Here is a 13,142-nt window from a genome sequence, read left to right on the forward strand (position 1 = left end):
TCGAATTACTTCAATCAGCAAAAACAGTGGGATATTTAACTATAGTTAGCAATATGAAGCCATTTGTTTTATAGTTTTAAATCCACTTATGCCTAAATAACTGTACTATTTAGTATCCTTAATAAGTACATACTTTCATAAGTATGTATGTCTTTGCAATTAAGAGATTACAACTCCTGTACATTCTGGCTTGAGAGTCTTAAATCAAAAAGTACACTTGAGACATACGCTAATCATCTCCTATTGTTTTGCAGATTCCTTAATGTAAATCCGGATCACTTGATCCAAAGCTATGATATTAAACTACATCATACACCTCAAAAAAATAGCTAAAAAATCAGCAGGTAAACCAACTAGGGGAGAGTTATCTGTTAACAGTATAAAGTTCTATCTTAATGGTGTCAAATCCTTCCTCGAGTTCAACGAGATACCTTTACCCTGGAAAAAAATTGCCAAGCTCTATCCCGATGATGTAACTAACTCGTACAGATCCTATACAAAAGAGGAGATAAAGAAATTATTGTCAGTAGCTGATCCTAGAGATCGTTGTATTATATTATTGATGGCCTCCAGTGGCATACGAGTTGGAGCCATTGAGACACTAAAAATCAAATCAGTCAAGAGGCTGGATAATGAAATTGGAATTGTGACAGTCTATCCTGAAAGCAAAGACTCAGTTTACACTGCCCTAGTTACTCCGGAATTTTTGGCTAGCCTTGATGAATACATAAAATACCGTAAATCTCAGGGCGAGAAGATAACAACTGAATCTTGGCTAATACGTGACAAATTCGCCATGTTTTCAGGAAAAACAAACAGACCAATTCCACTGTCAAGCAAATCTATAAACAAACAGATGCGTTTTCTCATAAGAAGAGCTGGCTTGTCATTCGAAGAATTACAACCTGATCACAGTTTCAGAAAGTTCTTCAATACCGCCTTAATGAATTCAGATGTTGCATATACATTTAAGGAATTGCTGATGGGACATAGTGTCAACTTAGATAATGTTTATTATGATAAGAATAATGAGAAATCCCAGCAAAAGATATTGTTAGAGTATATGAAAGCTGTAGATGCCCTCACTATTAATGATGAATACAGATTAAAGAAAAAAATAGTTGAATATGAAGAGAAATTGAAAGATGTGCCTAAAGTGGAACAGTTAGAGTCACATCTTGCTAACAAAATCATAGAACAGGAAGGAAAAAGAAAAGGAAACTCAAATATTACAACAAAGGTATGAACAGGATATGAAGACTATGCGTGAAGAGATGAATCAACAATTTAATCATATAATGGTATTAATACAGCAGAACCCGAAACTATCCAATGTAAAACCTGAAGTTCTTGCAATCAAGTTAGAAAATCAAAAGCGTTGATCTTTATTATCATCAATCATGACATCAATAAGGAATAACTCATTTTCTACAAGTGATCTAAGATAATAGAGAATACTCAATTTGTATAAGGAAACCTCTTTTGGGACGACTCCCAGGATGGCTAAATCCAATAATCTAGTGCGCGACATGCTTGAGGTGGCATTACTCCAGTCGCGAGTCTCTATACCAGAATAGAATTTACGCGTTACTATATTCTTTAGTTCTTCTAATAAGATTTTATCCAGTGTGTATTCAATTTCCATCGCAATAGCCTTGAGACGATGGAATGCAAAATTATCCGTTACCTCAAGGAATTTTTCGAAATAGATTGATAAGAACGGATAGTTTTCTTTTACCGTATATAGTAACCCGTTGAAGTCACGCTTTATATGAATGTCATTATCAGTTTTTGCTAAATTCTTAAGGACACAATTGACTTGTTCTGGATCTTCCTCTGACAGCAGCAGTAACATTAGACCGCGCAAATTTAGTCTGTATCTGCTTACAGTCCCACTTGGGTCAGATGCTAAACCAAGCCTATCGTCGATGCGTGTTAAATCAAGATATGGACTACCGTAAGTCTGACCATGTGCATATGTCTTTCTCCCTTTCTTTCTTAAATACCCATCAATAATGTACTTGTAATTATTGATGATTGTTGTGATTTCTATGTAATTAGTTACTGTTAATGGTGTGTCAGGATTTCTACTATGGGGAAACGGGGGTTGTAAATGAACGCTATTATTGCTTCCACCTTCTACGGTAATGTTTGTAATCTCTTTCTTCGAATTCTTTGATATGTATGTCTTACATGTGTCTTTCTTTTTAGCAAGGTCTAATTTTTCTTTCTTTCCTAGATAGTTAGGTGGAAATTCTTTTATCATTTTTGTCATTAGTTTTGAAGAGGCCCTTTGATCTTGAGAAATTATATCATCTAGACAAAAATACCTGCTTCCATTTCCCCAATTTGTTGGATATAGATCTTCAAGCATTTCATATACATATCTCCAGTCAGAGGTGGGATCAATGTCACGCATTTTATACATTATTTCACTTCTGGATAGTGGTTCTGGACTTGCACCTATAACTTTCAATAGTCTACGATATGATTTTCCTTTCAGACTTTTTTTTAACATTCGCCCCAAAAGCTAGTTTTCAATCTTAAATTTTACCTTTTCCTATTCAGTCCCAAAATATTAGGTACGCCGGACTAATTAATCAATCTTGTAAAAAATGCAAGGATGCAAGACAGCTGGAATATCGTTTCCAGCAGAAATAATAAAAAAAATAGATAAGGAACGTGGAGATGTCAGCCGTAGCAGGTATATCTTGAGACTGGTACTCAGAGATATGAAAAACAATGTAGATTTGGAACTGGAATCTCGACCAAGCCAGGCCTGAATCACAGAGGAGATGAACTCTCATAAATAAGGTATCATCACCACCAGGTTCGAATACGTACTGTGAAGCATTTGGCTGCTTTGAAAAAGCTACGCTACTCGTTACAGTAGATGCCAAGAGATATGGAGCAATATCACTTAAGGTTTGCAAGAACTGTATAGCAAAGTTCCAAAGCAGTTGATGTGAAAGTTATGTATAAAGATAATAAGTTAGGGACAATACGGCTCACAGTTAGTGCTTCATGTGTATTATTGCCAACCCTGGCAAAACACTATACGAATCACCCGTCAAATACGATAATTGAAGACAAACCCGAACGAATCCTAATTCGAAAGGAATCAGGCGTTAGAGTAGCCGCCAAGCTCCGCACTAACGCCCTTACAAACTTTCAGTCAAGTAGGATGGTCACTCCTAGATGACTATTTATAAAATAGTAAGGTCGATAGATAAAGATTATCAAGACAAAAACTGTGAAGATATCCTAGACAGGCTAGTACGTCCAGACTGCATCTGTAGAACATGTGGAAACTACCGTCAGTATAGACCAATAATTGAAAATACACTCACTTCAATCGACATCATACCGCTCCTGCTAAAAATGCTGCGAAAACAGGAGCAGCTACAAGAATCAGTGATACAATTTGGCTGATGACGACAGTGTAATTAAGTTAGAACTGACAGACAAACTAAAGCAGGAGCAAGTAGTTTCTAGGTATGAATACTACCTAAGAACCGGCAATATAGTAATTCAACTCAACCATAAATATGATAAGAAATTAATCACCTCTCCTTTAGAATCTGATTGGCCGAAAACAATTCAAACACTGGAAAAACAACTGAAGCGGAGAGGTGTGAATCCTAAACTCATAACAATGCTAACAGACTCAGCTGATAATAATGCCGAGGTTATACTTGGGAACCTACAAAGTATAGAGGAAGAGATAGAGAATAACATAAAGACTGGGAAAGAGAAAAAGTATTATATACAAAAGTACAGAGGAAAGGATTTTCTTGCAGAAGCCGTAATAGTAGCCGGGACTCCATTTTTTGCAACTAACAATGATGGTACTATAAAACTGGAGGAGTCAGTACAAGAATACAATGAGACATTTCTTCCACTTACTAATCGCATGTACTTGAACCGACCCTACGTCTTTAAATCCAAACAAGAATTCGATGACTTGCTTGAGAAAGCAAAGACTGAGACGCTGGACGGTCTTTACAAATCAGTAAAGTCAGAGTGGCAAAAATACAATGCAGCAGACGATAACGAAATTTCATTGTGTACAGCAGACACCATTTACACCTACAAGCAGGACAGTATTGGAATGACCCATTACCTCTTCTTTGTGGGCATGCCAGAGTCAGGAAAATCAAATCGCCTGTTAGTTTTCAATTTACTTGCGTATAGAAATATGTTCTCTGCAGATATGACGCCTTCAAATATATTCCGCTTTTTGGGTCCACTTCAGGAGGGACAAGGTACTATATGCGAGGATGAGGCTGATGATCTAGATGAAAGCCCACAAAAAATGAAAATTTACAAATCAGGTTATACGACTGGAATCAGAGTAACTAGAAATGATGACGAAACCTCGACTGGAAGAAGGCAAGATGGATATTGTACTTTTGGTTTCAAAGCGTTCGCCGCAGAGAAGCTACCTGACTCTATCAAGGCTAAGGGATTTCGAGAAAGAACCGTAGAGATAAAATGCCAGGCTGGTTCTCCTAAATATGATATCTTAGAGGTGGCTAATGCTGCTCAAGAAGAGGAATTTGAGGACCAATTAAACGAGATAAATAGGCTAAGGAACATCCTGCTTCTTTTCAGATTGCTTCATAATAATGACAAGATACCAAATATCAAACTAAACATAGCCAATAGAGAAAAACAACTTTTCAAACCAATTTTGAGAATATTTCAAGATACCAAGACCTCAAGAGAATTGCTACCTGTGGTAAGCCATTTTGTTAGAGAGAGAAGGAGTAAGAACATCGATACATTTCACTCATTTCTATATCGGGTTATTAAACAGCTTACAAGCAAAGGACATTATCAGCTGGCTACAGCAACAATATGGCAAACTATTAAAAACTCTTTACCTGGTAGCGATATACCTAAAAGACCGTTATCTTATGAGAGTTCCGAGTATGGAACAATATCACAGAAGCAGATAACTGAGATATTAATGACGGATTTTTCGGCTGATAGACCAAAGCACCGAGGAAAGAGTAAGGAACTTGTCTTCAAAGAAGAGAAATTAAGATCGCTTGATAAAAAGTTCAATGTTAATCTGGAGGTCACCGTTGGTGAGTCGGATGAGTCGCATGAGTCGGATGCTGGACTTGATGGCTACATAACACAGAAGTTTTTGGATGAAGAAATTGAAGGTTTAAATGATGAATCGGAGAGTAATTCAGATATTCAAGATAAAAATGTAGAAAAAACTATGTCTACAGAAGTAGCAAATACGTCGTCGAATGTCAGCAAAGCGACTCATGCGACTCATCCGACTCAAACTGATGCTCACTTCTCTTCTCCATTTGACTCAAAACCACCGCCTAGACCTCAAATGACAAACGAGGATAGCAGTCAATGACACAAGGGTCCTGGACTGGAATCGAAATATCAGAGGGTCTGATTTTCATACTACGTCATTTGGAAGAGCCTCATTGGCCTAGGACTGTATCTACTAAAGCGCAGGAGAACGCTCAAACTAAAGTTGACACCATCGAAGAAGCGCTAGCTAGGTATAAATCGGCCAACTTCTTAGATTGCAAGATTAACGCCTATCCGTTTCGCGAGGACTGGGCGTATGATTTGCTTGGACAGGCACCTTATTTTATATTCATCGACCTTGACCTGGAACACTTTCCTTCAATGCTGGCACTTAACAGGGCGCTAAACAGGACGTTGAAGAATATCAAGGCGGCATTTAAGGATGATAAATTAGAACCGACTGTATTATGGTCAGGAAATGGCTATCATATTTATCTACCTATTCAAGCCATTGTCTTAGAGACTGAATCTGTATTCGCAGATCTAGTTAAGGGCAGCCAGTGTTCTAGGATGTTCTTACAGTTTGCTGAACAATTTCTTTCAGATAAAAAAGCTGACCAATGTCATACAAAGGGTCTAAGCTTCAAGAATTGCATGATTAGAATTCCCGGAACTATCAACTCAAAGAACAATGAGACAGTCCGGATTGTACAAGAATGGAATGGTGTTAGACCTGCAATAAATTGGATACTTCGTGACTTTAGAAGGTACCTCATTCAGCAGAAAATAAGTATGGTAGCAGATGAGAGAAGGAGAGATAGGTACTCAGATGCAACCGATGCACCAACTAAACGACAATGGATTGAGACACTTCTTAATATACCAATACCTGACTACAGAAAGAATGCCTTAAGGCTTATTGTGGCGCCCTATTTAATTAATATCAAAAAACTCTCTTATGCTCATGCATTCAATATAGCCAAGAAATGGCTAGACTTATGTAGCGAAAAAAGGCCATTAGATTTTAACTTAGATGCCAAGATCAAAGAAAGTTTAAAGGCAGCAGCAAGAGTTGGTTATTTTCCAATTGCATTAGGCAATTTAGAAGAAGAGAATCCAGAACTCTACAACTTAGTTTACTTATACCACTGAGTACAATCCACAAAACTAGATGATGAGGCGGTTACGAATTACAAAACCACGGTACGGATTTAAAGAGAAAGTATGATAGAAGTTCTTAAACTTGAATATCTTAGACGAGAAAAAATAAAACAAGACTACTGCACAAGACAGACTACTGTACAGGCTATGGCCACTGATATGAAGGAATTGATAAAGTCAATTACTGCTATAATTAGCAAACGTGAATCACTTAATGGCTATCCCTCATTGGTGGGATTGGTAAGACGGGTGCCCAAAGTCAATGTGCCGATTGATAACTTACAAATATGACTTAATACATTTGATAGAATATCATAATGAAATATGGCACTCAGAAATATCATATGTGTGAGTCCTGTAAATCACAAGAACAAAACTTTAGGGTATATCTTAGGACTAGACTGTTAACATCAAGTGTTCTACGAACTTATAATCCTGAAAAACGTAAACTACAAGCATTTGGCTGGTACTGCATAACTTGTGGAATACTAGAAACAGATGAAATGATAATGCAGAAACGAAAGGAAACAATCATGAAAACATTTAACTTAAAGGATGATGCAGCTTATGAGAAGTTTATCTCAGAATATGAATCATGAACTGACGACTGGTATACCAGTCCCTCCCGGGAGGAACACCAATGCGACTAACGTGTACGTTAGTTCTCTTTATTGTAAATATTTGCAAAGGTAGTGCAATATTGCACATCAGAAGTACGGGCCTTTGAAGTTGGCAACGATAGAAGTTGTCAGTACGAATCCCAAAGTGGAAGGAGTCACAACTAGTTGAAGAAAAGATGTACATTTCTGCCTTTATAGGTTTATTATCAGATTATGAAAATCTATGTCATGTCATAATTAGATTTCTTGCATGGTGTGATGGTATAACAGCGTATCTTGATTGCTTATTTTGCCGGGCCATTTTTCTTGCAAACATCTTTGCATTTAATGACAATTTCGTTGACATCATCTCCACATTTTTCATCACCTTGCTCCAACAGGAATTCTTTTAACATAAGAGAAAGCATTTGAGTCAGACCACATACCTGTATTATATCCATCTGCTCAACTATGGACTTCCGAAATTCTTTACCGGATAGACCAACCTTCTTTGATTGCTCGACTATCTTCGATGCTATGTCAATTGAATTACTGAACGAATACTTCAACTGACGAATCAGTCCTATATATTCAGCTATGTTTGCATCTGTTTTTGTGGTGTTGCTTGAATGTTTGTTTTCCTCTAACTTCGCCATAACATACAGGCTTACAGCAACGGTCAATAAATGTGTTACTACCACTTGGTAACGGCGCGAGATCATAAACCCCCAAAACATCTCATCTAGAAATTGGAGTGTTAAGCGAAGAAAATGCGGAAGTTACATCTATTGAAATAGACAAGAAATCTGCAAATATTGCAAGAAAAACATAGAAGATGCGGCTTTTGCCTTCTTAATATGAACCACGTTGAGGATATCTTTGATTTTTTGATTGGTCTGCCTCCCGGGAGGTATACCGATACGTCTGGTTACCATGCTGGGTGCTGGTTACGCGAACCGTATTACCTGGAGGATGTTTTTTACTTCTGACTGGCTTGAAACACCACTGCGATGAACAACCACGTTCATTTGGAATAGGTTTCTTTGAAATAGGCCCATATCCAGTTTTGAACTGCGTTTCTTTCTGTCTTTGCATTGCTTTCTTTACCTCTATTCCCTCCAGAGACTTACCCATCTCTAATTTCTGAAATTCGTTAAGATGTCTTCTGTACAGGTTCGTTCAAATAATCATTTCGTCTAATTCGTCAGGATGATAATTCCTTATGGTTCTTAGAGGAATACCTAGTCCTTTACAAGCTCTGAAATGGGCTTTAAGGGGACCCATGAGGGAAAGATCTTAGGTACAAGACAAAGAGGGAGACCGATACCCGGTCAAATTGTCAAGATCAGTTAGTATATGAACAAATAAAGAATGATGCCCAGTCCAGCCTAATCCACAAACAATACTCTATTTGCGATTTTTCCAAGTCTCTCTATTTCAACTTCTACTATGTCATTATGTTTCAAGTACTTTAAACCTGATGAAAAAGATAAGGCAGTCCCACTTGGAGTGCCGGTTGATATTCAGGTTCAAGTGTCATGACTTTGCTCATACTACTTATGATCTTGTCTATCTTTAGGACAAGATTTTTGGTGGATGAATTTTGTCTGATCTCCCCATTTACATTAGTTGTTATATGAAGATTGTTGGGATCAGGGATTTCATCACTAGTAGTTAACCATGGTCCACACGGCCCAAATGTGTCAAAACCCTTTGCTCTAGTATACTGTTTATCAGCAAATTGCAGATCACGTGCAGAAATATCATTCAATACAAAATAACCAGAAACATATTTGAGCGCATCATATTCAGCGACTTTCCTACATTTCTTGCCTATAACTAATGCCAGTTCCCCTTCGTAGTCTAACTGCTTTACAAATTTTGGACAAAGGATGTCATCCATAGGACCAATTAGGCTGGTTCTAGGCTTCAGGGATATAACGGGTTCTTTAGGAGGATCCTTTCCAAAGCGTAACCAACTTGGTTGGTCAATGTAATTAAACGCCAAGCATATTATCTTGAAAGAATCGATAATGGGTGGAAGAATTTTAAATTCATTTAAATCGTTAACAAATGTTAATTTGCCCATAACCTCTTTTAATCTCTGAAAATATTCTCCAAATAGGAATTGTTCTAAATTCATCGGTAATGTTAATCCAGTTTCCTTTGCTATTTCGTCTAGAGTAATTGCCTTTCTTTCACTGTTAATGATTATAAAGCTCGTGCTGTCACGTTTTAGAATCCTCGCTAATTTTAAGTAAAAGTACCTCCATAGATTTATTATAGTCAAGGTAACTATTAAGCACATCCACAGCTACTGTACCAATTGGCATGGTGAGCTGACGTTGATTTGTTCGATTGTGTAGTATTACATCAGTATGGTGTGAGCCAATTTTATCCTCCAGAATTACGTCTTGTGAATAGCCCGCCTATGACATCACAACCCCTTATGAGACTAACTCACTCCATTCTTCGTGAAGGCTCAGCTCCACTTATCATTTATCAATTGCCCTGTATATGTTTAGAATATGCAAAATAAACCTGGAAGATAAATAAAATTAGTAATCGACAGAAAATCAGTCTATAATTGGTTTTAACTAAATAATCTTATCAACCGCCATTGAAAGCTGACTTGATAGCTTTTGTGAATTTGCTAGAATCTGAGACCCACCCAAATACTCCTCCCTGCATCTTGATTTGCTTTATTGCTGCTTGATAGTTACCATAATCTGTAGCGCCTGTTCCATCTTTTATTAAAGTACACCAGTAGCCATTGTCATTTGCTTCTCTCATTATAGTATGAACACATACATCTGTGGTAATACCAGTGATTACAAGGTGAGTGATTCCCAAATTCCTCAAAATCAATGGTAAATTGCTCTGACCAAACGCTCCTTTACCTGCTTTATCTACTATGTATTCTCCAGGGATTGGATATAAATCATCTATTATGTCCCAATTCTTTTCACCTCTTACTAAGAGCCGTCCAAGACCGCCATCCGGAATATTACCAATTCCAACCCCATTTCCAATGATTTTGCTTCTAAGGATTTTGTTGTATGGTGCGTCTGAAAGATCAGGTAGATGTCCTTCTCTGGTGTGTATTACTTTAATGTCTGTTTCATTTCGAATTGTGTATAGGATATGCATTATTGGCTTTATTGGAGCTGAAGTTAAGCCAAGATCATACCCCATAACGTCAACATAACCTTTTGGTCCGCAAAAATCAACTTGCATATCTATACTCAGAAAGGCAGTTCTTGCAGAGTCAAATTCGACGAAAGCCTTATCACCGAAATTTGGACAGTCTTCAACTTCTACCTTGAATAGTTTTCCCTTTGGAGGACCATAAAGCCAACTTGGAAATTTAAAAGTCCGTGTGTTTTTGAAATCTTTGTAGTCTTGCTCGACTCTATTTAATATTTCTTCTCTACTTGCAGATGTAAAGTCTTTGTTTGGTATAGGAGAAGGAGAAAGATTTTTTTGATTCCTTTTAAGTTCGCGCAAGGATTTCACCTGATTGCTAATACTGGACATGATGCATGCGTAATGACTTTACTTGATACACTGCCTAACAAAAATCTAAGCCCGGTCATATCTTTAGTTCCAACAAGTATAAGATCGATATCATTTATTTTTGCAAATTCGATTATAGCTTCAGGCACCTTTGTATTCGTTATTATATCAATTTTCATGTTTATTCCTTCTTTTTCTCCAGATAACTTTGCTTGTTCGAGAAGTGTTCTGGCTTTTTTCCTGATATCAGTTTCGTAATCTTCTTCATACGCTTTACCTTCGGCGTAGTATTGCATTACATCAACTTTAGGATTTTTTGGTGACTCCTCAATTACATGTACAACGTATACAAATGAACCAAGTGTCTTTGCTAATCTGACTCCATAATCAATAATTCTATCATTGTAACCAGACAGATCAATCGCAAGTAGAATTTTCTTGAAGATTTGCAGTTTACTCTCCAGCCTAACACCAGTTTCGTTTACCACTCCTTCCATAATTATCATACTCCTGCACCAGGAAAAGTAGGCGCATTGTCCATTGCTCCAGCAGTACCATAGCCAATCTTGCCTCCAAGCCCTTTCTCAGTAAGTCTTGCATTTTTGTAGTACCCGGTAATCTTCGCTATAAGTGGATATACTCCTATACCACCTATTAGTCCACCAATAACAGCTGGAAGGTCAGAATAAGTAAATTGAATCACTATTGCTATTGCCAGTCCAACTCCCAAACCAATTAACGCAGGAATATTGAATTTCTTGTCAGCTGCAAGCATATGTTCATTAATATTGTTCTTCCTAGCAACAATCCAATAATGACCTATCAATACTCCGCCAACAAGTGGGACCAAAACTCCTAAGGTATTAAGCCATGGGACTATATTGGTTATAAGATTGGATACTGCGACTGCAGCACCAACAAACATTATTATCATTGTCACTTTCCTCCATGAAAAGTTAATTTTTCCCTTTGAGACGTAATATGTTAAATTCCTGAAACCTTGACCTGCATTATACAAACATCCATCACATACTGAGCCATTGCTTAACCATTGCATTACCATTATGGGTATCCCAAATGCTACTGCAGCCAAGCCAAAGAAAAAGTCAAGATGTCCAGCTACAGCTGTATATATCCCACCAATTAAAAGAGTTATCATGTTACATACTGGGAACGCAACCCCAGTTACAGCCCATGCTTGTTTTGGGCTTTTTGTCCACCTTACGAAATCCCCAGTCATAGTACTACTAACTATAAATGTTCCAACTGATGCAGTAAAACCAAGCGCAAATGTCCAATGCTTACCAACTACGGGTGAGACTAATGGGTTCCCTCCTGTATGTGTCGCTACAACTACTAATATTGAGTAGATCATCCATACTTCCAAGGCTGCTACTGCAAAAACAGCAAATTTACCTAGCGAAGCCATTGCATTCATTCCATATACTGCAAACAGCCCAAAGACAATAGCCCATAGTCCAGCCCAAAAGCTAGTAGTACCTAATATACCTGGAAGTACGCCACTTCCATGTCCTGCGTTAAAAGACTTTCCACCATACAAGCCTACAGTTAAATCAGCGGCTAACCATGCTTGGAAGACAAACCACCCAGCTACTAATCCTGATATTAGAATAACCGGAACAACATAACCATGCTTTCCGAATGCTGCCTTACACATCATCGAGAAATTTAGACCTAATTTGGCCCCTCTATGCGCGATTAGCCCAGAGTATGCAAACAAGAAGACTTGTCCTCCTACTATGGCTACGTATCCTAGAGGTGCACCTAAACCGCCCATTATTTGACTTCCGATGAAAATACAGATGTATGCATGTGCAAAACCAGCCCATACTAGGGCCGGCTTTAAAAATCCCAATCTCGCTTGTTCGGGTACTGGCCTATCAGTATATTCCTCTTTTGCCTCTGTCATTTGTAATTCTTTGATAAGCTTCAGTTAGATATAAGTAAATGTATTAAAAAATGGACATTTTGATATATATAATAAAAATACCAAGTAAGCATATATCATAAATTTGAGATTTTATGATTAATCATTTAGAGGGAAACGCGCTAACTAATCACTATGTAATGTAATTGTCTTACCTGACTTATAACCTACTATTTTGCGATATAGAACGAGTCATAGTTTAACGTTTGCTCCCTGTTTTTTAACTTCATCAGCCAGACTCAATTTAAATTCATCCAGTTTGTGCGTAAGAGGTTCATTATGCAGAGCTAAAATCTGACAGGCAAGAACTGCAGCATTTGTCGCCCCATTGATTGAAACAGTAGCAGTAGGAACTCCCTTAGGCATCTGTAACATTGACAGAACAGAATCTAAACCATCTAGAAGAGATGACCTTAGTGGTACAGCAATAACAGGTAATGTTGTAAATGCAGCAATCATTCCTGGCAAATGTGCTGCGCCGCTTGCAGCTGCTATAATCACTTCTATGCCTCTCTTTTTTGCGCACTTTGCATATAGGATCATTTCTTCAGGCGATCTATGAGCTGATGTCACTACTATCTCAAATGGTATTCCAAAAGATTCTAGCATTTTGACTGCTTCCATCATGATTTCAA

At 37.7% G+C, this 13,142-nt stretch carries 15 protein-coding genes; 6 read left to right on the forward strand and 9 right to left on the reverse strand.

The window, feature by feature from the left end:
- Window positions 1-292 precede the first annotated feature (292 nt).
- Complete coding sequence (locus DYY65_RS07385; protein WP_162477334.1) at window positions 293-1,246, forward strand: tyrosine-type recombinase/integrase; 954 nt, start codon at window positions 293-295, stop codon at window positions 1,244-1,246.
- Between the two features lie 123 nt (window positions 1,247-1,369).
- On the opposite strand, the gene DYY65_RS07390 is transcribed toward DYY65_RS07385, so the two are convergent.
- Entirely contained in the window at window positions 1,370-2,518 is a 1,149-nt protein-coding gene (locus DYY65_RS07390) for a hypothetical protein (RefSeq protein ID WP_162477335.1), read from the reverse strand.
- 456 nt (window positions 2,519-2,974) lie between these two features.
- Between DYY65_RS07390 and DYY65_RS07395 the strand changes: the two genes are divergently transcribed.
- The 5 genes from DYY65_RS07395 (at window position 2,975) to DYY65_RS07420 (ending at window position 7,043) form a co-directional block, all read left to right on the forward strand.
- Window positions 2,975-3,202, forward strand: a complete 228-nt coding sequence (locus DYY65_RS07395) for a hypothetical protein (protein WP_162477336.1) — start codon at window positions 2,975-2,977, stop codon at window positions 3,200-3,202.
- Between the two features lie 222 nt (window positions 3,203-3,424).
- A complete protein-coding gene (locus DYY65_RS07405; RefSeq protein ID WP_162477338.1) occupies window positions 3,425-5,383 on the forward strand; it encodes a hypothetical protein in 1,959 nt (652 codons plus the stop codon).
- Complete coding sequence (gene priX / locus DYY65_RS07410; RefSeq protein WP_162477339.1) at window positions 5,380-6,435, forward strand: DNA primase noncatalytic subunit PriX; 1,056 nt, start codon at window positions 5,380-5,382, stop codon at window positions 6,433-6,435. The genes DYY65_RS07405 and priX overlap by 4 nt, the downstream gene beginning before the upstream one ends.
- A 72-nt stretch (window positions 6,436-6,507) precedes the next feature.
- Window positions 6,508-6,735, forward strand: a complete 228-nt coding sequence (locus DYY65_RS07415) for a hypothetical protein (protein WP_162477340.1) — start codon at window positions 6,508-6,510, stop codon at window positions 6,733-6,735.
- A 26-nt stretch (window positions 6,736-6,761) separates the two neighbouring features.
- Entirely contained in the window at window positions 6,762-7,043 is a 282-nt protein-coding gene (locus DYY65_RS07420; RefSeq protein WP_162477341.1) for a hypothetical protein, read from the forward strand.
- 305 nt (window positions 7,044-7,348) lie between these two features.
- Here the strand turns inward: DYY65_RS07420 and DYY65_RS07425 are convergent, their stop codons facing one another.
- From DYY65_RS07425 to purE, 8 genes are all read right to left on the reverse strand, one after another.
- Window positions 7,349-7,765 carry a hypothetical protein gene (locus DYY65_RS07425; RefSeq protein WP_236561725.1) on the reverse strand — a complete coding sequence of 139 codons (417 nt, stop codon included), beginning with the start codon at window positions 7,763-7,765 and terminating at the stop codon, window positions 7,349-7,351.
- Between the two features lie 130 nt (window positions 7,766-7,895).
- The gene (locus DYY65_RS07430; protein ID WP_162477343.1) at window positions 7,896-8,177 is read right to left on the reverse strand and encodes a hypothetical protein; all 282 of its coding nucleotides are present in this window, start codon (window positions 8,175-8,177) and stop codon (window positions 7,896-7,898) included.
- Window positions 8,178-8,431: 254 nt separating this feature from the next.
- Entirely contained in the window at window positions 8,432-8,566 is a 135-nt protein-coding gene (locus DYY65_RS13005) for a fumarylacetoacetate hydrolase family protein (RefSeq protein ID WP_370519322.1), read from the reverse strand.
- Complete coding sequence (locus DYY65_RS07435) at window positions 8,515-9,333, reverse strand: fumarylacetoacetate hydrolase family protein (RefSeq protein ID WP_201449389.1); 819 nt, start codon at window positions 9,331-9,333, stop codon at window positions 8,515-8,517. The genes DYY65_RS13005 and DYY65_RS07435 overlap by 52 nt, the downstream gene beginning before the upstream one ends.
- A gap of 320 nt (window positions 9,334-9,653) precedes the next feature.
- Entirely contained in the window at window positions 9,654-10,550 is an 897-nt protein-coding gene (locus DYY65_RS07440) for a cysteine hydrolase family protein (RefSeq protein WP_201449390.1), read from the reverse strand.
- Between the two features lie 5 nt (window positions 10,551-10,555).
- On the reverse strand, window positions 10,556-11,065 hold the full coding sequence (locus DYY65_RS07445; RefSeq protein ID WP_201449391.1) for a universal stress protein: 510 nt from the start codon (window positions 11,063-11,065) through the stop codon (window positions 10,556-10,558).
- Window positions 11,062-12,489 carry a cytosine permease gene (locus DYY65_RS07450; protein WP_162477346.1) on the reverse strand — a complete coding sequence of 476 codons (1,428 nt, stop codon included), beginning with the start codon at window positions 12,487-12,489 and terminating at the stop codon, window positions 11,062-11,064. The genes DYY65_RS07445 and DYY65_RS07450 overlap by 4 nt, the downstream gene beginning before the upstream one ends.
- 210 nt (window positions 12,490-12,699) lie before the next feature.
- Window positions 12,700-13,142: 5-(carboxyamino)imidazole ribonucleotide mutase (gene purE / locus DYY65_RS07455; RefSeq protein ID WP_162477347.1), on the reverse strand; the 443-nt coding region annotated here is incomplete at its 5' end.

Origin of the sequence: Nitrososphaera sp. AFS, from assembly GCF_009898475.1 — an archaeon.
Taxonomy (GTDB): Archaea; Thermoproteota; Nitrososphaeria; order Nitrososphaerales; family Nitrososphaeraceae; genus Nitrosopolaris.